Source organism: Actinoplanes flavus (assembly GCF_017592555.1).
GTDB classification, from domain to species: Bacteria; Actinomycetota; Actinomycetes; order Mycobacteriales; family Micromonosporaceae; genus Actinoplanes; species Actinoplanes flavus.
On the sequence record NZ_JAGFNS010000002.1, the window covers coordinates 1 to 23,221 of the forward strand.

At 69.5% G+C, this 23,221-nt stretch carries 14 protein-coding genes and 1 tRNA gene; 10 read left to right on the forward strand and 5 right to left on the reverse strand.

Going from position 1 to position 23,221, the window contains the following annotated elements:
* Positions 1-186: 186 nt before the first annotated feature.
* A complete protein-coding gene (locus J5X75_RS03060; RefSeq protein WP_208465713.1) occupies positions 187-3,402 on the reverse strand; it encodes a DUF4132 domain-containing protein in 3,216 nt (1,071 codons plus the stop codon).
* A 129-nt stretch (positions 3,403-3,531) separates the two neighbouring features.
* Between J5X75_RS03060 and J5X75_RS03065 the strand changes: the two genes are divergently transcribed.
* Positions 3,532-3,660, forward strand: a tRNA-OTHER gene (locus tag J5X75_RS03065).
* Positions 3,661-3,744: 84 nt separating this feature from the next.
* Entirely contained in the window at positions 3,745-5,904 is a 2,160-nt protein-coding gene (locus J5X75_RS03070) for a TerD family protein (RefSeq protein ID WP_208465714.1), read from the forward strand.
* A 246-nt stretch (positions 5,905-6,150) separates the two neighbouring features.
* Here the strand turns inward: J5X75_RS03070 and J5X75_RS03075 are convergent, their stop codons facing one another.
* Both J5X75_RS03075 and J5X75_RS03080 read right to left on the reverse strand, forming a co-directional pair.
* Complete coding sequence (locus tag J5X75_RS03075) at positions 6,151-7,539, reverse strand: MFS transporter (protein ID WP_208465715.1); 1,389 nt, start codon at positions 7,537-7,539, stop codon at positions 6,151-6,153.
* 133 nt (positions 7,540-7,672) lie between these two features.
* Positions 7,673-8,761, reverse strand: a complete 1,089-nt coding sequence (locus J5X75_RS03080; RefSeq protein ID WP_208465717.1) for a hypothetical protein — start codon at positions 8,759-8,761, stop codon at positions 7,673-7,675.
* A 135-nt stretch (positions 8,762-8,896) separates the two neighbouring features.
* Between J5X75_RS03080 and J5X75_RS03085 the strand changes: the two genes are divergently transcribed.
* On the forward strand, positions 8,897-9,202 hold the full coding sequence (locus J5X75_RS03085; RefSeq protein ID WP_183218201.1) for a hypothetical protein: 306 nt from the start codon (positions 8,897-8,899) through the stop codon (positions 9,200-9,202).
* A 39-nt stretch (positions 9,203-9,241) separates the two neighbouring features.
* Here the strand turns inward: J5X75_RS03085 and J5X75_RS03090 are convergent, their stop codons facing one another.
* Positions 9,242-10,354 (reverse strand): glycoside hydrolase family 12 protein, encoded by a 1,113-nt coding sequence (locus J5X75_RS03090; RefSeq protein ID WP_208465718.1) that lies wholly within the window; start codon positions 10,352-10,354, stop codon positions 9,242-9,244.
* Positions 10,355-10,527: 173 nt separating this feature from the next.
* Between J5X75_RS03090 and J5X75_RS03095 the strand changes: the two genes are divergently transcribed.
* Complete coding sequence (locus tag J5X75_RS03095; protein WP_208465719.1) at positions 10,528-12,852, forward strand: glycoside hydrolase family 9 protein; 2,325 nt, start codon at positions 10,528-10,530, stop codon at positions 12,850-12,852.
* Between the two features lie 161 nt (positions 12,853-13,013).
* Positions 13,014-14,231 (forward strand): pectate lyase, encoded by a 1,218-nt coding sequence (locus tag J5X75_RS03100; protein ID WP_208465720.1) that lies wholly within the window; start codon positions 13,014-13,016, stop codon positions 14,229-14,231.
* A gap of 42 nt (positions 14,232-14,273) precedes the next feature.
* On the opposite strand, the gene J5X75_RS03105 is transcribed toward J5X75_RS03100, so the two are convergent.
* The gene (locus tag J5X75_RS03105; RefSeq protein ID WP_208465721.1) at positions 14,274-15,794 is read right to left on the reverse strand and encodes an alpha-N-arabinofuranosidase; all 1,521 of its coding nucleotides are present in this window, start codon (positions 15,792-15,794) and stop codon (positions 14,274-14,276) included.
* Positions 15,795-16,034: 240 nt separating this feature from the next.
* Here J5X75_RS03105 and J5X75_RS03110 point away from each other — a divergent pair, with 240 nt between their 5' ends.
* From J5X75_RS03110 to J5X75_RS03130, 5 genes are all read left to right on the forward strand, one after another.
* Positions 16,035-17,324 (forward strand): ABC transporter substrate-binding protein, encoded by a 1,290-nt coding sequence (locus J5X75_RS03110; protein WP_208465722.1) that lies wholly within the window; start codon positions 16,035-16,037, stop codon positions 17,322-17,324.
* Between the two features lie 98 nt (positions 17,325-17,422).
* Positions 17,423-18,310, forward strand: a complete 888-nt coding sequence (locus J5X75_RS03115) for a carbohydrate ABC transporter permease (protein WP_238487278.1) — start codon at positions 17,423-17,425, stop codon at positions 18,308-18,310.
* Between the two features lie 2 nt (positions 18,311-18,312).
* Positions 18,313-19,137 carry a carbohydrate ABC transporter permease gene (locus tag J5X75_RS03120; RefSeq protein ID WP_208465725.1) on the forward strand — a complete coding sequence of 275 codons (825 nt, stop codon included), beginning with the start codon at positions 18,313-18,315 and terminating at the stop codon, positions 19,135-19,137.
* Between the two features lie 37 nt (positions 19,138-19,174).
* Entirely contained in the window at positions 19,175-21,139 is a 1,965-nt protein-coding gene (locus J5X75_RS03125) for a right-handed parallel beta-helix repeat-containing protein (RefSeq protein WP_208465726.1), read from the forward strand.
* Positions 21,140-21,730: 591 nt separating this feature from the next.
* Positions 21,731-23,218, forward strand: a complete 1,488-nt coding sequence (locus J5X75_RS03130; RefSeq protein WP_208465727.1) for a non-reducing end alpha-L-arabinofuranosidase family hydrolase — start codon at positions 21,731-21,733, stop codon at positions 23,216-23,218.
* The last annotated feature ends 3 nt before the right edge of the window (positions 23,219-23,221 follow it).

Below are 23,221 nucleotides of genomic sequence, written 5' to 3' on the forward strand. Positions count from 1 at the left end.
CGCCCCGGCTCCCGCCGGGGCGCGGCCGCTTCGATGCCTCCCGCCTTGCGTCGACGGCCCAGCGCGTGCCGGCGTGCAGCCGTCGTACCCGTTGCCGGTCACCGGACCGACCAGCGTCGGCCCGGTCAGCGCGTCGCGTTGCTGCCGCGGCCGGCCGATCGGCTCCCTGCCGGGTTCGAAGGGATCTCAGGTCAGGAGTGTGTGGACGTCACGCACCACCTCCGAGACGCCGACCGGATCGAGAGCGGTCAGGTCGCCGCTGACGGCGGTCAGGCTCTGTGGCAGGTCCGGCTCCTGCCAGTGGTAGCCCGGCCCGAACACCAGCTCGACCGTGACGTCGCCTGGCCAGTCACGCAGCAGCGAGCCGTGGCCGTCGCCGAACCGCCAGCCGCGGGCGGTCAGCGCGTAGATCCGGCGGCTCTCGACCGTGCTGCCGACGGCGGCGTCCACATCGAGGTCGCCGAGCCTGAACAACTCCCGGCCGACCTGCGGAAACGGCTGGATGATCGCGTAGTCGGCGAAGACCTCCGCCCAGCCCGCCCCGTCGGCGCCGAAGTGCCACGGATGCGCCACCCCGACGGTCGCCGCCGGATCGAGGGTCCACGTCTTGTCATCGATGTCGGCGAAGGTGCGGTCCTCGGCCGCACGGAAGGTGGCCGCCACCCGGCCCTGCCCGTCGAAGGCCACCCACAGCAGGCGGCGGGTGAGCTGCCAGTGCAGCGGATGGTCGACGAAGAGCCGGCGGAAGTCGGCGCCGGTCCAGCGACGGCCCATCGCCATCGCCTCCTCGAGGGCACGGGCGCGCTCGCCGGCGATGGTTCTCACGTCCTTCCGCAGCTCGGTGAACCGCCGCTGGGCGACGGCGGCGAGTGCCGCATCGTCGGTGGCCGCCGGTCGTGGCAGCCGGGTCAGCCGCCTGCCCTGGGCGTCGGTGACCGACGGCTGGAACTGCTCGTCGAAGCTGACGGTGAACCGGCGCGGCCCGTAGTCGAGGACGGCGCGGCCGTCCGCGTCGAGACCCAGGCCCGGCACGATCCGGTCGGCCAACTCCTCGGGCCGCAGCCCACGGGCAGCGGCCACCTCGTCGAGGTGCTCCGCGGCGAACTTGCGGAAACCCTTGCTCTTCGCCTTGCGCGCCAGCCGGCCGAGGTGGGTGAGTGCCGTGTCGGTGCCGATCGCGGCGATCACCGCCATGCCGGTGCGGACCCGCATGGTGGCGCCCGTCCACTCCGCGAAGTGCGCCACCAGCGGCGCCACGATGTCGTCGTCGCCGAGCACGGCGAGCGCCACCATCGCCATGGCGCTCCGTGACGGGTAGTGCGCGGCCTTCCACTGCTCGAAGATCGCCCACGCGAACGCCGCCAGGGTGGCGCGTTCGCACGCCAAGCGGACCTCGGCGATCCCCGGATGCGCCGCGGCGATCTTCGACGCGGTGAGCAGCCCGCACAGATTGCGCACCGCCTCGGGGGAGAGCGCCCCACCACCGTCGCGCAGCGCAACGATGGGCAGGGTCGGCAGAACCAGCCACTCCGGAAGGCTCGGCACCCGCATCGGCCTGCCGTCAGCGCGGCGCGGCGGCCCCACCAGCACGTGCGGTGTGGCGGTCGACCCCGCTCCCAGCGCCGCGCTGCTCGATGCTGGTCCGCCCGGCGCTGGGCCGTTCGATGCCGCTCGGCCGGTCGACGCCGGGTTGCTCGACGTCGCCGGGCCGTTTGAGGAGGCTGGACCGCCTGCCGCCGGGCCGGTCGCGGGGGTGATCGTGGCGGCCGCCGGCAGCCCTACCGGGCCGGAGATCGCCTCCACCCGGGCGCGGGCCTCGTCGTCGAGGCCGGGAAGTGCCTCCGCGACCGCCTCCGGATAGGCGAGCACATGGTTGAGCAGCAGTTCGGCGACGGTCTCGTCGGCTGCCTTGGCCGCCAGCACCCGCAGCGCCAACCGCGGATCCCGCTTGGCGGCGGTGAGCAGCGCCGGCCGGAAGTGTCTCCGCTCGACGCGATCCACGATCCGGCCCAGGGCCTCTTCGGTCGGGATCGTGGCCAGCGTGCTGATGGTCTTCTTCAGCTCGTCGGAGCTGTCGAGGCTGGGCCGGTCCCACCGCTCGTGGTCGTCGAGCACCTCCGCCCAGGCCGCTCCGATGCCCGCGCCGCCGGTGGCCACGATCTCTTCGGCGCGGGCCCGTGCCGTGGCCGGAAGGGAACCGGCGACGGCCGGCAGCAACCGCGGCTCGGTGAGCAGGTGGAACCCGAGGATGCCGGTGAACACCGGGTGGGTGGCCTCCCCGGCCTCCAACTCGGCGAGGACCCGCAGCGACCGGACGGGGAATCGGGTCAGCACCCTGGTCTTCAGCGCCAGGCCCGGACGTAGCTTCATGGTCACGGCTTCCCGGAAGACCATGCGGATCGCCTCATCGGACGGCACCTCGGCGAGCAGCCGGACCGCGTCCGGGTGGAGCCGCTCCCGATTGATCCACCCGTCGTCGTGGAGACGCAGCAGTTTGCGATAGAACGGATCGCCGAGCAGGACGACGGCGGCGGCGGGCCCGACCGCTTCCAGCACCGTGCCGACCACACCGTGGTCGTTGTAGCCGTGGAAGCGGCCGGGCAGGGCGCCGCTGAGCAGGACCAGCTGGTCGAGGGTGCCGACGGCCAGGAGCAGGAGGTCGGACAGGTACCGATGATCGCCCCAGCTGAACTCCTCGCCGCGGTCCGGTGCGCCGGGCCAGCCCGCGGCGGTCGCCGCGCAGTCCTCCTCCACCCAGGCCGTCTGCGTGGGCACCAGGTAGGACGCCACGATCCGCCCGACCGGAGTGGTGCGGAACCCGGAGAGGAGGCGGCAGGCCTCCTCGTAGTCGCTGTCGGGCGCGGTCGCCAGCTGCGCCCGCAGGACACGTGCCACCCGTGCGAGGTCATGCAGATCGTCGCCGCGCCACAGCCGCTCGTAGTTCTTCTCCGGGGCCGGGTCGATCGTCCACAGCGCGCCGTCGGCGACCAGCCGTGTCATCTCCCCGACGGCCCGAACCGCGAACCCGAGCCCGAACCGGGACGCCCACGCGTGCACGAGCCGCTCGCCCATCTCGTAGATGGTCGGGCGAGTGAGCAGGGCGGCCGCCGCGGCCGCGCGGGGGTCCGGCTCGCCACCGGGACCGCCTGAGGCGCGCCAGCCGTCCAGATGTGCCTCGCCCGCCGCGAGCAGCTCCGGATCGTAGATCACCGTCCGGTCCCGGACCCGGCGCATCGCCTGCACCACGTCGGGGCTGGTCAGCGAGGCGCCCAACCGCTCGACCGCGTCGCCGGGAATCTCGTGACCGGGAACGGCCAGCCCGCCCCGGCGCGGGCGCAGCTCCCGGCGCCACGCCTCGGGCAGCACCCAGGCGTCCTCATCGGGCAGTACGAACCTACGCATCGCGAATCCTCCCCAGATCCGTCTCCGGTGCCGCGAAGATTAGCCACCCGGTACGACAGAAATCGGCGTTGTCCACAGGCGGCAAAACGGTTGGCCGCGGCGACTCGGGCCGTGCAATGATCGGCGCCTGGGTCGCTAGCTCAACGGGCTAGAGCATTCGGCTTTGTAGCATGCCGGCTTTCCGCTCTGTGCGGTCATGGGCACGCTTCCTTCTCTTTCGGGACCGAAGGGTTCGGGGTTCGAGTCCCCGGCGACCCACTGTCACGCAGTTGTAGGCCGCCGGTCTCCGGCGTCCGGTCTGCTGCCCTGTCGAGGGCCACCACCAGCGGAACGGAGGGCCGCATGCTCGAGAAGCTGATCATCCAGAAGACCCTGCGCGTGCCGGCGAGCACCGGCACGGCAGGCGACGGTTCGGGCGTCGCCCGGCAGCTGGACGCGGCACTGCTGGATGTCGGGTTCGCCGCGTCGCGCGACCTGCTCGACCACCTCACCGCCCTGGCGCCCGGCCCAGCGATGGACCTCGCCGCCACGGTCGTGTCCGCGGTCCGTGAGCTGGTCGGTGACCACGTGCGCCACAACCCCTACTTCATCGCCTTCCCGGAGGGCGTGCCGGACACGATCGAGTTCTGGGCCGAGCGACTGCGGGCCGCCGTCCTGACCGGCGGTGGCACGGCGACCGACGAGCAGCTGCGCGACGCGGTCCGCACCGGCGGGGTCAACCTGCTCGATCTCCCCGGCTACGGCACCTACCAGCACACGTGGGCGGACATGCTCGCCGTTCACGACGAGCTGATCGCCGGCGCCCGCGACCGGGTCACGCTGCTGCGGCTCGGCGACACCGTCGACGTCGAGGCGGAGCGGCTCTATCTGGCACTGGCCGGCAGCACGACCCCGCTCGGCGAGGCCGACCTGGCGATTCTCGGTGAGCTGGCATCCGCCTGCGCGGACGCCGCCCAGCCGGACGAGATCCCGGTGCGGGAGAACCGTGCGGTGCTCAACGGGGTTCGGCTCGCCCTCGGCCGGCCACTGGTCGGCGTGGACAGCACGACCGACGTGCTGCGCCTGGCCTGTCACGTGTCCGGCGGGGACGTGTCGCTCGCGACCGTCACCCGGTTCCGGTCGTTCCGGCGCCCGGAGCGGCGGGTCCTGCTGGCCGCGCTCGACCAGGTCGTCGCCGCGAGCCCGGCCAAGCTGGGTGACATCGCCCGCTACGCCGAGCGGTGGAAGCGGCTGGGCGAGCGACTGCACCCACACGAGTACGAGCAGTGGCCGCACGCCGGTGAGGTGTTCGCCGTCGCGCGCGGCGAGCGCAAGGTGCGCAACCTCGCCGGGCGTGCCGAGTCGGCGATCCAGGCCGGGGCCGTCGGTTCCGCGGCGTCGGTGCTGTCGTCCGCGCCGGGTCTGCTGCTGCGTTCCGCCGACCGGCTGCTGCGCCTGGCGCCGCGGGCCGAGCGTGCCGCCGTGGTCGAGGCTGTCACCGGTGCGTTCGGTTCGGCGTCGGCCCGGGTGCTGTGCTCGCTGCGCGAGCACGTCGGCAACCGGCTGTCGCCGGCGTCGGCCCGGATGTATGCGAGCCGGTCGCGCAGCGGGTGGGTCGGGCCGGACCGGCGGCCACCGCTGCCGGCCGACCTGGTGGCGGAGCTGTCGGCGCTGCTCGACGCGGAGATCGGTGCTCGGCTGCCGGTGTGGGAGCGGCCGCTCCTGGTGGACCCGGAGGTGCTCGACGTCGCGCTGCCACTGTCCGGCAAGGCGTCCGAGGGCGGCTTCGCGGTGCTGCCCCGGGGCTCGCGGGCGACGGTCTCCGGTGAGCTGCTGCGGTTCTTCATGTACTGGCGGCAGGACAGCCGGCGCACCGACTACGACCTGTCGGTGCAGTTGCTCGACGACGACTTCCAGGCCGCGGGCCAGGTCTCCTGGACGAACTACCGCCACGACGGGGTGGTCCACTCCGGCGACCTCACCGAGGCGGCGAACGGTGCCACCGAGTTCATCGACGTGCCGCTGAGCATCGCCGGGCGGTATGTGGTTCCCCAGGTCAACATCTACGCGGGGGAGTCGTTCGACGAGGTCGCCGAGTCGATGTTCGGCTACCAGAGCCGGTCGCCGGAGCAGCAGGGCGCCCCGTTCGACGCGCGGACCGTGCGATCGCGCTCGCAGATGCGCGGCAAGGGCCGGATCGCGCTGCCGGTGGTGTTCGCCAAGACCGAGCAGGGGTGGCAGGCGGTGTGGCTGCATCTCTACCTGCGGGGCTGGCCGTCGTTCAACCGCGTGGAGGAGAACACGTTCACCACGGCTCACCGGGTGCGGGCCCTCATGGAGCGGCGTTACCTCACCATGTCCTACCTCGTCGACCGGTGGCGCGAGCGGACCGAGGTGACCCTGTGGGACGGCTCGCCACCGGACGAGCCGGTCACCTTCATCGGCATCCACGCGCCCGACGGTTTGCCGGCGGGCTCGGAGGTGTACACCCTGGATCGGCTAGCCGAGCTGATCCCCGCCTGACGACAGCCGAGGCCATGCGAGCGCTTCCTCCCAGTTCCGTTCGATTCGGGGCCCCCGCGCAAGCGGGGATCCAGGCAGATAGCGCCCGCGCCCTCCTCGGTCCAGCCGTAGGGGTGCACACGCTGCCCGCAGCGTGTGCACCCCTTCTGAGCGGGAGAGGGGGTGAGGGTGAGTGGGCAGGCAGGCCGTTCTCCCCGGGAGGGGCGCAGGGTGACCAGGCAGCCAGATGGGCAAAGAGGTTGATCCTTATTGGCCGGTCAGGGCGGCGGCCGCGTCTCGAGGGTAGGTTCGCTGGCCGCGGAGGACGATCAGGCTGCCGATGACGAGGGGGAGCAGGACGACGGTGTAGGCCCAGCGCAGCGAGCCGCTGGCGTCGGAGGCCAGGCCGATCAGCCACGGGCCGAGGGCGCCGCCGAGGGTGACCAGCATCTGGAGTACGGCGAAGCCGAGGCCGCGACGGTGTGCGGCTACGACGTCGGCGTTGGCGGCGGTCAGGTTGGCGATGGCGGCGGCGAAGCCGATGTTGGCGAGGGTGAAGCAGACGACTTGCGGTGCGAGGACCGGTACGGTGACGGCGCCGGCCAGGAAGGCCGTGCCGAACAGCAGCGACCAGCCGCCGATGGCGACCCGGTGCCCGTGGTGGCGGTCGCCGAGCCGGCTCCCGGTGAGGATGCCGGCGACGATGCCGACCAGCCCGGCGCCGCCGCCGATGGCCGCCGCGGAGGCTTCGGGCAGGGCGAATTCGCGGGCGTAGAACGACGGCATCCAGAAGAAGAGGCCGCCCAGGCCGAAGAAGAGGATGCTCAAGCCGGTGATCACCGACCGCAGCGTGCGGATGCGGAGCAGGGTGGCCAGTTGGGCCCGCATCGGGGCGTCCGGAGCGGAGGAAGTTGGACTGGTCGGGTCGGGTGTGGGGTGCTTGGTGGTGCTGTCGGTGTACCAGCGGGCGAGATGGTCGCCGAGGCCGCGGACCGGCTCGCGGACGGTGAGGACGAGGGCGGCGATGAGGATGCCGGGGACGGCGATCAGGAAGAAGCCGGTGCGCCAGCCGACCGTCTGGGCGAGTGCGCCGCCGGCGATGACGCCGATGGGCAGGCCGGCGAAGTAGGCCATGCGTTCGTAGCCGTAGGCGCGGGCCCGGCCAGGTCCGGGATAGAGGTCGCCGAGCAGGCTCGACGACGGCGGGTTGTAGAGCTGGCCGGCCGCGCCGAGCAGTACCCGGACCGCGAAGAGGGTGGCGTAGGAGCCGGCCAGGCCGGTGCCGATGGTGAGCAGCGCCCAGACGGCGACGATCGCGGAGACGGTCCAGGTCCGTTTGCCGGTGTCGGCGAGTTTTCCGGCGGGCAGCAGCAGGATGATCGCGGCGATCGCGCCGGCGGTGGCGATCGCGCCGCCCGCGCTGTCGCTGAAGCCGAATTCCTTCTGGATCGTCGGGAGTGCGCCGGCCAGCAGGTTGTATTCGACGCGGTCGATGGCGGCGACGAGGGCGATGCAGACGGCGGGCCACCAGCCGAAGGGCGCCCCGGTGCCGCGGCGCACGCTGACCGGCGGTCGCCCGGGATAGGCCGTCACCTGTCTGATCTGCTCGGATTCGTCGTTGAGGCTGGCGTTCGTCCGCCTGGCTCGGCCGATCATGCGGGCACCATACCGTTGGGAAACGGCGTTCCGCTAGAGGACACAAGCCGGGTCAGGGGCCGCAGCTGATGGCAAGGGGCACAGCTGGAGCCGGAGGGCACGGGTGCCGCCGGAGCGGGCTGGTGAAAGCTGATCAGGGGACACGGGTGGGTGTGGCGGCGAAGCGCATCTCGTAGATCGGCCGGTAGCGGTCGTCGAGCAGCGTGAGCAGGCTGAGCAGCAGGACGAAGAAGAGCGCCGCGGACGAGTCGAACGGCCGCCCGTCAGCGCTGAGCAGCCGTTCGGCGACGACCATGAAACCGGCGTTCATCAGTACGCGTACGCCGAACGCCAGCAGCGTACGCTCCACGCCGCGCGCGGACCGGGCGACGAGGAGGCTGACGGCGACGTTGGCGAGGACGAACACGCTGGTGCCGAGGAACAGCTCGATCGGTGTGGCGGTGGTGCCGGGGAGCACCTGGGCGTAGATCACCCACAGCAGGCCGATGAGGGTGACCTTCTCCAGGGTCGCGGCGGACAGGAACCGGCCGTGCTCGGCGACCCACCGGTTGCGGTCGGCGACGGTGACGGTCCCGGCGGGCAGCGGGTCGGCGGCGACGTGCCACTGCCAGTCCGGTCGGGGTTGGCGGGGGCGTACCGCGTACCAGTAGATGAGGCCGAGCAGGATCAGGGCCGCGACCACCGCCGGGCCGAACCAGGGCACCTCGGCGACCGTCTCGGTGAAGTCGAGTTGGGCGATGTGGATCCACCACTCCTGCGGCAGCTTCACGAAGATCCAGATCGCGGCCGCCGTGATGATCCAGCGGCGCAGCGTGACCCGCGCCGGGTTCCAGAAGAGGCGATAGGTCTCGTACGCGATGAAGAAGTACTCGAACGTGTTGGGGAAGATCAGCAGCAGCGGCCGCCATGCGGTCAGCTCGAAGGCGACGACCCCGATCAGCCGGTAGAAGTAGAGGAAGCACGCCACCCGCACGGCCGGCGCGCTCGCCCAGTTCCGCAGCGTCGACAGGTAGGCGATCGCCAGGTAGTAGACGTCCATCGCCTTGTCGTAGCCCTGGTAGCCGGGCGGGTCGAACCCGAACGTCTGGAAGATGGTCTGGTCGATGCCGTCCAGGATCAGCGCCGCGACGATCGCCGGCAGCGGAAAGCGCGGGATCAGCAGGGGTACGAGGAAGCGCGCACCCACCACCAGCAGGAAGACCGTCGTCGCAGAGGCTGTCACAGGTCCATGACATCGGCCCGGCCCGATGCGCGGATCATCCGGACGGGGTGAACGTGTCCGGTTCTCATCCGCCGCGAATGAGGCGGGCCACCCGGCGCCGCCGCAGTCTGGGCTCCCTGAGGAAACGGAGTTCAGATGGGTTGCCTGTTCGCCATCTTCGCGGGGATCTTCCCGCGGTTGGCTCTGTTCATCATCTGGCTGGTGCGGCCGAGACTGGTCGACGCCGCCTTCGAGGGGTGGATCTGGCCGCTGCTGGGCCTGATCTTCTTCCCGTTCGCGACGCTGCTCTACGTCATCTTCTACACGCCGGGCGTGGGCCTGGTCGGCTGGGAGTGGTTCTGGGTGGTGTTCGCCGGCCTGCTCGACCTGACGCATCTGGTGGCCAGCGCCTATTCGCGGACGCGGGGAGCCCGCGGCATGGGTGCGCCGCGGGCCTACTGATCCGCCGGGTCAGGTGAAGCTGGGTCAGGTGAAGCTGGGTCAGCTGAAACCGAGGTTGTAGCTGTTGGTGGTGAAGGCGGCCTGTCCGGCGGTGCCGGAGATCTCGTAGCCGAACTGGAACTGGCCCAGGGTCACGTCGCCCCACCAGTTGTTGGTGCGCAGCCAGTTCAGCATGGCGAGCACGTTGAGCGTGCCGGAGTTGCTGTTGGACGTGCGCACGAACGAGTAGACCGTGTTGACGCCGTTCGACCCGCGGTAGATGTTCCAGGTCGCGCCGCCGACGTTGACGTCCCGGGCGGACGGCACCGCGCCGTTGGCGTCGTACTGTTCGGCGATCGGGCCGACGGCGCCCAGCTTGTTGGTCCAGATCATGATCTCGTACGCGTTGTTGTTCGCCCAGATGTCGTACGAGGTCACGAAGTCCCCGGCGGACGGCACCGTCACGTTGTACGAGCTGCTCAGCGTGCTCAGCGAACTCAGCGTCCGGTTGAGCGTGTAGCTCACGTTCGGGTAGGACTTGATGCCGCTGGTGCGCGGGTGGTTGGCGATCACACCCCAGTTGCTGGGCGTCCGGGCCCAGGCCGTCTGCGTGCCGGCGCCGGATCCCCAGATGTTGTTGTAGACGGTGTAGCCGTTGCTGGTCCAGTTGTCCCACTGCCCGGAGCCGGACCAGACCGCGTCGGACGGGACACCGGTGGACGGCGTGGACGTGGACGGCGTGGGGCTGCTGGTCGGGTTGGTGACGCCGCCGGTGCAGGCGACGCCGTTGAGGGTGAACGCGGTCGGCGCCGGGTTGCTGCCGCCCGCCGAGCCGTTGAACCCGAACGACGCCGTCGCGTTGGTGCCGATGGAGCCGTTGTAGCCGGCGTTCTTGGCGGTGACAGTCGATCCGCTCTGGGTGAGGCTGGTGTTCCAGGCCTGGGTGACGGTCTGCCCGGCCGTGTAGTTCCAGACCAGCGTCCACGAGGTGAGCGGGTCGCCGAGGTTCTTGATGGTGACGTTGGCGCCGAAGCCGCCGGGCCACGAGCTGCTCACCGTGTAGGTGACGCTGCAACCCGCGGCGGCGGAGGCGGGCAGAGCGGTGAGGATGCCCGCTCCGGTGACGAGGGATGCCGCGGCGGTCACCGCGAGCGCGATCTTTCGCCTTCTCATGGTGCGTCCAATCTCTGGGGGAGGGGACTCGTCGAAGCGCTTCGACGACTGCGCCGCGCGATCCACCGACGTCTATGCGGGCAGTGCGCAGATGCTAACACCGCGGACACAATCTTGTAATTGGGAGCGCTCCCATGCAACGATGACAGTCACTGTCTTTCGAGGTGGGGCCCATGTTGAGAAAACTCGCCACCGTCCTGACGGCCGCCGCGATGAGCGCCGGTCTGCTCTGGACAGCCGTGCCGTCCGACGCCGCCGCCGCGCCTTACCGCTATGGCGAGGTGCTCCAGAAATCACTGCTGTTCTACGAGGCCCAGGTGTCCGGGAAGAAGCCGGCCTGGAACCGGGTGTCCTGGCGCGGCGACTCGGCGATGACCGACGGCGCCGGCACCGGGCTCGACCTGACCGGTGGCTGGTACGACGCCGGCGACCACGTCAAGTTCGGTCTCCCGATGGCCTTCACCACCACCATGCTGGCCTGGGGCGCCGTGGAGAACCGGGATGCCTACGCCGGCTCCGGGCAGCTCACCCACCTGCTGAACAACCTGCGGGTGCCCAACGACTACTTCATCAAGGCGCACCCGTCGGCCGACGTCCTGTACGGGCAGGTCGGCAAGGGCGACGACGACCACAAGTGGTGGGGGCCGGCCGAGGTGCTCCCGATGGCGCGCCCGGCGTACAAGATCGATGCGACCTGTGGTGGCAGCGAGCTGGCGGCGGAGACGGCGGCCGCGATGGCAGCGAGCTCGATGGTCTTCCGCCCGACCGACCCGGCCTACGCGGACACCCTGCTCACGCACGCCAAGCAGCTCTACTCGTTCGCCGACCGGGTGCGTAGGAGCTACCACGAGTGCATCACCGACGCGACGTCGTTCTACCGGTCCTGGAGCGGCTACGCCGACGAGCTGGTGTGGGGCGCGATCTGGCTGCACCGGGCCACCGGCGACGCGACCTACCTGGCCAAAGCCGAGGCGGGGTACGACGCGCAGGGCAACGAGAACCAGACCAGCGTCAAGATGTACAAGTGGACGATCAGCTGGGACAACAAGCAATACGGCAACTATGTACTGCTTGCACAGTTGACCGGCAAGCAGAAGTATCTCGACGACGCGAACCGCTGGCTCGACTGGTTCACCGTCGGCGTCAACGGTGAGAAGGTCCGCACGTCACCGGGTGGCATGGTGGTCGTCGACTCGTGGGGCGCGCTGCGCTACGCCGCCAACACCGCGTTCGTCGCGCTCGTGCACAGCGACCACCTCAGCGACGCCACCCGCAAACAGCGCTACCACGACTTCGCGGTGCGGCAGATCAACTACGCCCTCGGCGACAACCCGCGCAACTCCAGCTACGTGATCGGGTTCGGCGCGAATTCCCCGAAGAACCCCCATCACCGTACGGCGCACGGCTCCTGGTGGGACAGCCAGCAGGTGCCGGTCGAGACCAGACATGTCCTGTACGGGGCACTGGTCGGCGGCCCGTCGTCGCCGGACGACGCCTACACCGACAGTCGTGGCGACTACGTGATGAACGAGGTGGCGACCGACTACAACGCCGGGTTCACCTCGGCCGTGGCCCGGCTGTACGGCGAGTACGGCGGTGCGGCGCTGACCGGCTTCCCCGTCGCGGAGAAGCCGGACATCCCGGAACTGTCGGTCGAGACGACGATCATGCAGAACGAGACCCGGTCCACCGGGGTGAAGGTGATCGTCTACAACAAGTCGGCGTTCCCGGCCCGGGCGCTGACCGCCGGGAAGTTCCGCTACTACTTCACCCGCGACGACGCGTCGGCGTTGCAGATCAGCTCGCCCTACACCCAGGGATGTCCGGGACCGACCACGGCGAAGCAGCACTCCGGGGACGTCTGGTACGTCGAGGTCGACTGCACCGGCTACACCATCGCGCCGGCCGGGCAGTCCGCGCACCGGATGGAGGTCCAGCTCAAGATCGGTGTCGCCGAGGGCGGCGTGTGGGACCCGGCCGACGACCCGTCCTACCGGGCGGCCGCCGGGCCGAACACCGGTGTGCCGCTGTTCGACGGGTCGGCGCTGGTGTGGGGCGCGGTGCCGGACGGCACGAACCCGTCGCCCTCGCCGTCGGTCTCGGTCTCGGTCTCCCCGTCGGTTTCGGTCTCCCCGTCCGTCTCGGTGTCCCCGTCGGCATCCGTTTCCCCGTCCGTGCCCGCCGCCGGTTGCCGGGTCGGGTACACCACCAACGACTGGGGCAGCGGATTCACCGCGACGGTGACGATCACCAACGGGTCCACCGCGGTCAACGGGTGGACGCTGACCTTCCCGTACACCGCCGGGCAGAAGGTCTCGCAGGCCTGGTCGGCGACGGTCACCCAGTCCGGTACGCAGGTGACCGCCACGAACACCTCCTGGAACGGGAGCCTGCCGGCGGGCGGCACCGTCAGCTTCGGCTTCAACGCCACCCACACCGGCTCGAACCCGCCGCCCACCGCGTTCACCCTCAACGGCACGGCCTGCACCACGACCTGACGCCTTCTCAGTCTGAAACTGATCAGCCCGGCGGTGGGGGCCCTTCTCGGCCCGCACCGCCGGGCTTGTCTTTGTATCGATCAGCCTCTATCGTGCCGAGGAAAGCGCTTTCCCCCCGCTTGAAGGCGCGGACCGAATCCCCAGATGAAGGTGGGCAACTGATGAAACGTCCAGTCGTCGTACGGTGGATAGCCGTCGGAGCGACCGCGGCCGCGAGCGCCGCGATCGCCCTGGCGCTGCCGTCGGTTCAGGCGTTCGCCGCGGACAACCTCAGCCTCGGCGCGGGCGCGGACGGCTCCAGCAAGGCCAGCGGCACCAGCTACGGCAACGTCCGGGACGGCAACACCGGCACCTACTGGTCACCGGCCAGCGCGACCGGCTACGTCTCGGTCAAGTGGAGCAGCGCCACGACGGTGTCCTCGGCCGTCATCCGGCAGGCCTCCGGCGGCGGTTCGATCAGCGCCTGGCGCGTGCTCAACGCCGACACCGGAGCCTCCCTGGCCAGCGGCAGCGGGAGCCCGAGCACCATCACGTTCTCCTCGACGTCGCTGAAGAAGCTGACCTTCGAGATCACCAGCGCGTCCGCCGCTCCGCGGATCGCCGAGTTCGAGACGTACGGCAGCGGCGGCTCGAACCCGACCAGCAGCCCGACCGCGGGCCCGACCACCAGCCCCACCACGAGCCCGACCAGCAACCCGGGCACCCCGACCGGTGCGTGGCCGTCCTCGGCCGGCACGGTGTCGATCTCCAGCACGGTCAACGTCTCCGGCACCTTCGACGGCGGCATGAAGACCTACTGCTGCATCGGTGACGGGTCGCAGAGCGAGTCCCAGGACCCGATGTTCAAGATCGCCAACGGTGGCACCCTCCAGAACGTCATCATCGGCTCGCCCGCCGGCGACGGCGTGCACTGCGAGGGCACCTGCACGATCAGGAACGTGTGGTGGAACGACATCGGCGAGGACGCCGCGACCTTCAAGGGCACCGGCGGCGGCACCAGCTACGTCATCGGTGGCGGCGCGAAGTCGGGTAGCGACAAGACCTTCCAGCACAACGGCAACGGCACGGTCAGCATCTCCGGCTTCTACCTCAGCGGCTCCGGCAAGCTGTACCGCGGATGCGGCAACTGCACCAACTCGTACCAGCGTCACGTCAAGATCGACAACGTGCTGCTGAACAACATCGACATGGTTGCCGGCATCAACAGCAACTGGGGCGACACCGCCACCATCACCCGCGTCACGCTGACCAACAGCTCCAGCGCGGTGGTGTGCGGCAAGTACCAGGGCGTGGCCAAGGGCAGCGAGCCGAAGTACCTCGGCGAGGGCTGGAACGACAGCAACTGCAAGGTCACCCAGAGCGACATCACCCGCAAGTAGGGCAGGGTGAGACGGGCGCCCACCCGGCGGTGGGCGCCCGTTTCACAGGGCGCCGCTCACGGTGACGAACGAGTGCGGCGGCAGGTGCACCCGCAGCCGGCCGCCGGTCAGGGACACCCCGTCGTACGGCCGCGGCGCCACCACCGACGGCGACGCCGGCGTGTTGTGGTCCTGCAACGCCGCCGACGTCAGGATCAGGGCGGCGGCGTCGCGCACCGTGCCACCGCGCAGGTCGATCTCCACGTCGGCGGGGGCGTCCGCGTCGAGGTTCGACAGCGAGATCAGCAGCCGGCCGTCCTTGCGGCTGGCCGACAGCGAGACGGTCGTCAGCGTGGCGTCGCCGACCGGGCGGGACGGTGGCGGTCGGCGGAGGTCCACCCGCAGCGACGTGGCGTCCTGGTGGCCCCGGTTCATGTGGAAGACGTGGTAGGTCGGGGTGAGGACCAGCGACTGCGTCTCCGGGTCGGTGAGGATCATGGCCTGGAGGACGTTGACGGTCTGCGCGATGTTCGCCATCACGAGGCGATCGGCGAACCGGTGGAAGACGTCGAAGTGGACGCCGGCCACGAGCGCGTCGCGCAGCGTGTTCTGCTGGTGGAGAAAGCCGGGATCGGTGCCGGGCTCGACGTCGAACCAGGTGCCCCACTCGTCCAGGACCAGGCCCACGTTCCGGCCGGGGTCGTAGCAGTCCATCACGGCCGCGTGGCCGGCGAGCAGCTCCTCGACGCGGGCCGCCGACACCATGGTCCGGTAGTACTCCTCGGTGTCGAAGTCCGTGGCCGAGCCCTTCTCGTCCCAGCTGGGGCCGGTGATCGTGTAGTAGTGGACGGAGAGCGCGTGGAAGGCGGTACTGGTCACGCGGCGGCAGCCGAGATGCCCGACCTGCTTCATCAGCGTCTCGGTCCAGGCGTAGTCGTCGCCGTTGGCCCCCGCGGCGATCTTGTAGAGCCGGTTGCCGCCGTGGTCGCGGCAGTAGGTGCCGTAGCGGCGCGCCTCGTACGCGTACTGTTCGGCGCTCATGGCGCCGCCGCAGCCCCAAGCCTCGTTGCCCAGGCCCCAGAATCGCACCCGCCACGGCTCGTCGCGGCCGTTGGCCCGGCGCAGGCGTGCCATCGGGGAGTCACCGTCGCGGGTCAGGTACTCCACCCACTCGCTCATCTCCCGGACGGTCCCGGAGCCGACGTTGCCGCTGATGTAGGGCTCCGCGCCGAGCAGCTCGCACAGGGCCATGAATTCGTGGGTGCCGAAGTGGTTGTTCTCCTCGACCCCACCCCAGTGCGTGTTGACCATCGTGGGGCGGGCGGCGCGCGGCCCGATGCCGTCCCGCCAGTGGTATTCGTCGGCGAAGCAGCCGCCCGGCCAGCGCAGGTTCGGAATCCCCAGCTCCCGTAACGCCGCGACGACGTCGAGCCGGATGCCGCCCTCGTTCGGGATGCCGGAGTCCTCGCCGACGTAGAACCCGCCGTAGACGCAGCGGCCCAGGTGCTCGGCGAAGTGCCCGTACACATGCCGGCTGATGCGTGGGCCGTCGAGGTCCACGTTGATGACTGCTTCGACCGTCATCCGGTGCCTTTCCCGAGAGTGGCTCTCAGTTTAAGGCGGTCCCTCCGAAAGTCCAGCGAAAGTTTCGCGAACCTTCTATTTTCCGTACGGAGGGCTCGGCGTGGCAATTGGGCGATTGACGTTACGCACGTGTGACATCGAGTCACGCTGCACGCCTTGACAGGGGCCCCCGCTCTTCCTAGCTTTGGCGGCATCTTCCGGAATCACTCCGAAACTTTCGATATCCGAGATGAGGCTTAGATGACGCATAAGAGGACTCTCGCGGTCGCGGCCGCGGTGGCGCTGGCCGCGATGGGGATGACCGCCTGCACCGGCGACGACGACGGCGGCTCGAACTCGGGCGGCTCCGTCACGATGGACTTCTGGCACAACGCCACGACCGGCCCCGGCAAGGCCTTCTGGGACAAGACGGTGGCCGACTTCCAGACCGCCCACCCGAACGTCAAGATCAAGATCCAGCAGGTGCAGAACGAGGACCTGGACGGCAAACTCCAGACCGCGCTGAACTCCGGCTCCGCGCCCGACATCTTCCTGCAGCGCGGCGGCGGCAAGATGGCCGCCATGGTCGAGGCGGGCCAGCTCAAGGACATCACCGGCGACATCACCGCCGAGACCAAGCAGGCGGTCGGCGAGGCCGCCCTGAAGACCGGGCAGGTCGACGGCAAGGCGTACGCCGTACCGGTCTCGATCCTTCCGGGGGGTCTCTGGTACAGCAAGGACGTCTTCCAGAAGGCCGGCGTCACCACCCCGCCGACCACGCTGGACGAGCTCAACCAGGCGGTCACCAAGCTGAAGGCCAACGGCACGCCGATCGCGCTCGGCGCCAAGGACGCCTGGCCGGCCGCCCACTGGTACTACTTCTTCGCGCTGCGGGCCTGCGCGCCGGCCGCGCTCGACGCCGCCGCCAAGGACAAGAACTTCGGCGACCCGTGCTGGACCACCGCCGGCGAGAACCTCAAGGCGTTCGCCGACACCAAGCCGTTCAACGAGGGCTTCCTGACCACCTCCGCCCAGCAGGGCGCGGGCAGCTCGGCCGGTCTGGTCGCCAACTACAAGGCCAGCATGGAGCTGATGGGCGCCTGGGACCCGGGCGTGATCGCCTCCCTCACCAAGGACGCCAAGCCGCTGCCCGACCTGGGCTACTTCCCCTTCCCGGCGGTGCCCGGCGGCCAGGGTGACCCGGCCGCGATCATGGGTGGCGCGGACGGCTACTCGTGCGCGGCCGACGCGCCGAAGGAGTGCTCCGACTTCCTCAACTACATCCTGACCAAGGACGTGCAGGAGGGCTACTACAAGGCCTTCAACGCGCTGCCGGTCAGCAAGGAGGCCCAGGGCGCGGTCACCGAGGACTACCTCAAGGCGGTTCTCGACGCCTACAACAAGGCGCCGTACGTCTCGCAGTGGCTGGACACGATCTACGGCCAGAACGTGGGCAACGCCCTGAACGTCGGCGTCGTGAACCTGCTCGCCGGCAAGGGCGACGTCGCCGGGATCATCCAGGCCGTGAACGACGCGGCCAAGAAGGGCTAATGGTGGCCGGCAGCTTCACGGTCGCCGACCGGGTCCGTGACGGGGGTGCGGTACAGCCGCCCCCGGCACGGCCCCGCCGGCGCGGAAACGGTTGGGGCATGCGCCTGGAGATCGCGGTGCTGTCCGGCCCCGCGGTCCTGATGTTCGTCGGCTTCGTCATCTTCCCGGTGCTGATGGCCGCCTACTACGGCTTCTACCGGTGGAAGGGGTTCGGCCCGCCGACCGACTTCGTCGGCCTCGACAACTACCGGACCATCCTGCAGGACAGCGCGTTCCACGAGGCGCTGTGGCACAACGGCCAGATCGTCGTGCTGTCGCTCCTGCTCCAGGGCCCGATCGCCGTCGGGCTGGCCCTGCTGCTCAACCACCGGATGCGCGGCCAGTCGATCATCCGGATCCTGATCTTCGTCCCGTACGTGATCTCCGAGGTCATCGTCGGGACGGCCTGGAGTCTCATGCTCCAGAGCAACGGCGCGGTCAACGACGTCCTGCGGTCGCTCGGTCTCGGCTGGCTGGCCGAGGACTGGCTGGCCAACCCGAACCTCGCCCTGTGGACCCTGATGGTGATCCTCACCTGGAAGTACATCGGGTTCGCGGTGATCCTGTTCCTGGCCGGCATGCAGAACATCCCGGAGGAACTGTCCGAGGCGGCCGCGGTCGACGGCGCCACCTACTGGCAGACCCAGTGGCGGGTCACCCTGCCGCTGCTCGGGCCGACCATCCGGATCTGGGCCTTCCTGTCGATCATCGGCGCGCTCCAGCTGTTCGACCTCGTCTACATCATCTGGGGCCAGTACGTCGCGTCGACCGCCGGCACCTCCACGATGGCGACCTACATGGTCACCGAGGGCCGTAACGCGGGCAACTACGGGTACGGCAACGCCGTGGCCGTGGTGCTCTTCCTCATCTCGATGCTCATCGCCCTCGTCTACCAGCGTTTCGTCCTGCGCCGGGACACCGAGGGCGCACTCACCGGAGGGCGGTAACGATGGCCAACTCCCGGCGGGGCGATCCGGTCGTCTACGTAGGCGCACTGATGCTCATCGGGCTCATGCTCGGGCCCGTCCTGTACATCATCGTCGGCGGCTTCCGCACCAACTCGCAGATCACCACCGATCCGGCGGGCCTGCCGGACCCGTGGGTGTTCAGCAACTACACCGACGTGCTGACCGGCGATACGTTCTGGCGCCAGGTCGGCAACTCGACGATCGCCGCCGTCATCACCACCATCGGCGTCGTCGGGCTGGGGGTGATGGCCAGCTACGTCCTGGCCCGCTACCGGTTCCGCGGCCGGGGTGCGCTGTACGCGCTGTTCGCGGCCGGTCTCATGTTCCCCGCCACGGTGGCCATCACGCCGCTCTACATCCTGGTGAAGAACCTGGGCCTGGTGAACACGCTGCCCGGCGTCATCCTTCCGCAGATCGCCTTCGGGCTGCCCACCACCATCATCATCCTGGTCCCGTTCCTGCGGGCGATCCCCCGCGAGATCGAGGAGGCCGCCGCCATCGACCAGTGCAGCCGGCTCGGCTTCTTCTGGCGGATGGTCCTCCCGCTGTCGGTGCCGGGCCTGATCACCACCGGCATCCTCGCGTTCGTGAACAGCTGGAACAGCTACCTGCTGCCGCTGTTCATCCTGAACGATCAGGAGACCTTCACCCTGCCTCTGGGCGTGCAGGCGTTCGCGTCGGAATATTCGGTCGACACCGCCAAGGTGCTCGCGTTCACCTCGTTGTCGATGATTCCGGCGCTGGTGTTCTTCAGCCTCTTCGAACGCCGCATCGTCGGTGGCCTCACCGGCGCGGTCAAGGGATGAGGCGGCTCGACGTGACGACGACAGAAAGGCATCCGATATGACATCGCTGCATGTGGCGACCACCGGATCCGACGACGGCGACGGCTCCCCGGAGCGGCCGTTCCGGACCATCAACCGGGCCGCCGGCCTGGCCCGGCCCGGCGACACGGTGATCGTGCACGCCGGTGAGTACCGCGAGTGGGTCACCCCCCGGCGCGGCGGGCTCAGCGACCACCGCCGCATCACCTACCAGGCCGCCGACGGCGAGCACGTCGTCATCAAGGGATCCGAGCGGATCACCGGCTGGGAGAACGACGGCGGGACGGTCTGGCGGGCGAGCGTGCCCAACACGCTCTTCGGCGACTTCAATCCGTACGCCGAGGAGCTCGCCGGCGACTGGGTCGTGCACGACGGCAAGGAGCCCCGCAAGCACCTGGGCGACGTCTACCTCAACGGCCTCAGCTTCTACGAGGCCGGCTCACGCGCCGAGGTGTCCGCCCCGGAGAAGCGCATCGACATGATCGACAACTGGACCGGGGTCACCGACCGGGTCCGCAACCCGGAGCAGACCCTGCTGGTCTGGTACGCGGAGGTGGGCGCCGAGGCCACCACGATCTGGGCCAACTTCCAGGGCGCCGACCCGAACACCGAACTCGTCGAGATCAACGTACGCCGGTCGGTGTTCTACCCGCTCGTGCCGCACCTGGACTACATCACCGTGCGCGGCTTCGAACTCGCCCAGGCGGCCACCCCGTGGACGCCGCCCACCGCCGACCAGCCGGGGCTCATCGGCCCGAACTGGGCCAAGGGCTGGATCATCGAGGACAACGTCATCCACGACGCGAAATGCTCGGCGATCTCGATCGGCAAGGAGGCCTCCACCGGCCACAACTGGGCCACCGAACGCGGCGACAAGCCCGGCTACCAGTACCAGCTGGAGGCGGTCTTCTCGGCCCGGCAGATCGGCTGGGACCGGGAGCACATCGGATCGCACGTGATCCGCCGCAACCACATCTACGACTGCGGGCAGAACGGCATCGTCGGTCACCTCGGCTGCGTCTTCTCCACCATCGAGGACAACCACATCCACCACATCGCGATCAAACGCGAGTTCTACGGATACGAGATCGGCGGTATCAAACTGCACGCCGCCATCGACGTGGAGATCCGCCACAACCGGATCCACGACTGTTCGCTCGGCACCTGGCTGGACTGGCAGACCCAGGGCACCCGGGTCTCCCGCAACGTCTACCACGACAACAACCGGGACCTGTTCATCGAGGTCAGCCACGGGCCGTACCTGGTCGAGCACAACATCCTCGCGTCGCCCGCGTCGCTGGAGCTGTGGAGCCAGGGCGGGGCGTTCGTCAACAACCTGTTCTGCGGCACGGTGTGGGTGGAGCCGGTGATGGACCGGGCCACGCCGTACCACCGGCCGCACAGCACGCAGGTGGCCGGCTACGCGTTCATCGTCGGCGGCGACGACCGGTGGATCGGCAACCTGTTCGTCGGCGGCGACCGGGACACGGCGTACGCGGCCATGCCCGAGGGAATGTCGCCGGCCTTCGCCGGCACCGCGGGCTACGACGCCTACCCGGCCTCGTTCGAGGAGTACCTCCAGCGCATCGACGACCAGCCGCAAGGCGACCACCAGAGATTCCTCACCATCAAACAGGCCGTGTACGCCCGGAGCAACGTCTACGCCGCCGGCGCCCGCCCGTTCGCCGGGGAGCGCGACCCGGTGACCCTGGACGGCGCGTCCGCCACGATCGTCACCGAGGGCGACGAGGCCTACCTGGTGACCGACCTTCCGGCCGGTTTCGACGACGCCGGCCTCGCCCCGATCGGCGGCCGCGACCTGCCCCGGGTCCGGTTCGCCGACGCCGAGTTCGAGGAGCGCGACGGCAGCCCCGCCGTCATCGACACCGACCTGACCGGCCTCCGCAAAGAGCCGGGCCGGACGTACGCGGCCGGCCCGCTCGCCGGACTCACCGCGGGAAGCGGCCGCCTGCGCGTCTGGTGACCGTCACGCACCACCCATGCGACTGGGCCGGCACGGGCAGCTCCTCGAGCGCCTCGATGCCGGCCCAGCTCGTACCTGATCGATCACCACAAGCCGGCTCCACTGTGCATCCTCCTCCGCTGGGGTGCCGCAAGGTGCTCGCGCTCCTGGTGGTGGCGGGCGGCCCGTGTCGACCGGCCGGCTGGTCCGGTCGATCTGGGGTGACAGCCGCCCGTCCCACGCGCCATAGATGGTGCGCTCGCACATCCAGTTCCGGGCCGCGAATGTGCGTGCTCCGCATCCGTGTTAGCGATATCAGCATGATGCGAAGAATCGGTTTCCGGAAATCTGTTATGTGAACCACGCCTATCTGGTCGCAGCCTGAATGGATGCCCTATGAGCTGGCTAATCGTGCGATAGGTGAGCATCCTTTGCTGTCCATGATGGGGTCTGGAAATATCGCTCCAACAATTGGTAGCGTTCCCGGAGACGGCTTTCACTGTGGTCCTGGATGCGGCCTCACCACCCCTTTGAGGCGTGATCCCGCACGCTCTCGTGCCAGTGGCGGCCGCGCTTTCCCCGTACATCCCCGAGGTTTTTGGAGAACCGCTCATGACATCCACCCGGGCTCGCCGCGGCAGATGGCGTGCCGCCCTGGCCGCGATGGTCCTGCTCGCCGGCGGCGGCGCCGTCGCGGTGACCGCGTCCGCCGCGTCCGCCGCGACGATCGACACCAGCGCCTCCTACGTGCTGGTCAATCGCAACAGCGGCAAGGCTCTCGACGTCTACAACCTGTCCACGGCCGACGGTGGCCGGATCACCCAGTGGGCGCGTAACGATCAGGCGCAGCAGCAGTGGCAGTTCGTCGACTCCGGTGGTGGTTTCTACCGGCTCCGGTCGAGGCACTCCGGCAAGGTTCTGGACGTCTACAACCTGTCGACGGCCGATGGTGGCGCGATCGTGCAGTGGACGGACAACAACACGACGAATCAACAGTTCAAGATTGAGGATGTCGACGGCTACATCCAGTTGATCAACCGCAACAGCGGCAAGGCGGTCGAGGTGCAGGGCGCGTCGACGGCTGACGGCGCGAACGTCGTGCAGTACTCCGACTGGAACGGCGCCAACCAGCAATGGCAGCTCGTCCGGATCGGCGGCTCCACGCCCACGACGACCCCGACCGGCGGCACGTGCACGCTGCCGTCGACCTACCGCTGGTCCTCGACCGGCTCGCTGGCCAACCCCAAGTCCGGATGGGTGTCGCTCAAGGACTTCACGCACGCGCCCTACAACGGCCGCCAGCTGGTCTACGCGACCACGCACGACAACGGCAGCTCGTGGGGGTCGATGAACTTCGGCCTGTTCACCAACTGGAGCGACATGGCGTCGGCCAGTCAGAACACGATGACGTCGTTCTCCGCCGTGGCGCCGTCGCTGTTCTACTTCGCGCCGAAGAACATCTGGGTCCTCGCCTACCAGTGGGGCGGGCCGGCCTTCTCCTACCGCACCTCCAGCGACCCCACCAACCCGAACGGCTGGTCGTCGGCGCAGACGCTGTTCTCCGGCAGCATCAGCGGCTCCGGCACCGGGCCGATCGACCAGACGCTGATCGGCGACGGCACGAACATGTACCTGTTCTTCGCCGGTGACAACGGCAAGATCTACCGGGCGAGCATGCCGATCGGGAACTTCCCCGGCAGCTTCGGCAGCACCTCGACGGTGATCATGAGCGACAGCACCAACAACCTGTTCGAGGCGCCCCAGGTCTACAAAGTCCAGGGCCAGAACCAGTACCTCATGATCGTCGAGGCGATCGGCGCCAACGGCCGCTACTTCCGGTCCTTCACGGCCACCAGCCTGGGCGGCACGTGGACACCGCAGGCCGCCTCCGAGAGCAACCCGTTCGCGGGCAAGGCCAACAGCGGCGCCACCTGGACCAACGACATCAGCCACGGTGAGCTGATCCGGACCGGCGCCGATCAGACCATGACCGTCGACCCCTGCAACCTGCGGCTGCTCTACCAGGGCCGCTCGCCCAGCTCCGGCGGCGACTACGGGCTCCTGCCGTACCGGCCGGGCCTGCTGACGCTCCAGCGCTGACAG

Excerpts from the sequence above, each read along its gene's own strand:
- J5X75_RS03125 (WP_208465726.1), top strand. The coding sequence starts at position 19,175 with ATGACATCGCTGCATGTGGCGACCACCGGATCCGACGACGGCGACGGC.
- J5X75_RS03095 (WP_208465719.1), top strand. The coding sequence starts at position 10,528 with ATGTTGAGAAAACTCGCCACCGTCCTGACGGCCGCCGCGATGAGCGCC.
- J5X75_RS03105 (WP_208465721.1), bottom strand. The coding sequence starts at position 15,794 with ATGACGGTCGAAGCAGTCATCAACGTGGACCTCGACGGCCCACGCATC.
- J5X75_RS03115 (WP_238487278.1), top strand. The coding sequence starts at position 17,423 with ATGCGCCTGGAGATCGCGGTGCTGTCCGGCCCCGCGGTCCTGATGTTC.
- J5X75_RS03085 (WP_183218201.1), top strand. The coding sequence starts at position 8,897 with ATGGGTTGCCTGTTCGCCATCTTCGCGGGGATCTTCCCGCGGTTGGCT.
- J5X75_RS03060 (WP_208465713.1), bottom strand. The coding sequence starts at position 3,402 with ATGCGTAGGTTCGTACTGCCCGATGAGGACGCCTGGGTGCTGCCCGAG.
- J5X75_RS03070 (WP_208465714.1), top strand. The coding sequence starts at position 3,745 with ATGCTCGAGAAGCTGATCATCCAGAAGACCCTGCGCGTGCCGGCGAGC.
- J5X75_RS03110 (WP_208465722.1), top strand. The coding sequence starts at position 16,035 with ATGACGCATAAGAGGACTCTCGCGGTCGCGGCCGCGGTGGCGCTGGCC.
- J5X75_RS03090 (WP_208465718.1), bottom strand. The coding sequence starts at position 10,354 with ATGAGAAGGCGAAAGATCGCGCTCGCGGTGACCGCCGCGGCATCCCTC.
- J5X75_RS03130 (WP_208465727.1), top strand. The coding sequence starts at position 21,731 with ATGACATCCACCCGGGCTCGCCGCGGCAGATGGCGTGCCGCCCTGGCC.
- J5X75_RS03120 (WP_208465725.1), top strand. The coding sequence starts at position 18,313 with ATGGCCAACTCCCGGCGGGGCGATCCGGTCGTCTACGTAGGCGCACTG.
- J5X75_RS03075 (WP_208465715.1), bottom strand. The coding sequence starts at position 7,539 with ATGATCGGCCGAGCCAGGCGGACGAACGCCAGCCTCAACGACGAATCC.
- J5X75_RS03100 (WP_208465720.1), top strand. The coding sequence starts at position 13,014 with ATGAAACGTCCAGTCGTCGTACGGTGGATAGCCGTCGGAGCGACCGCG.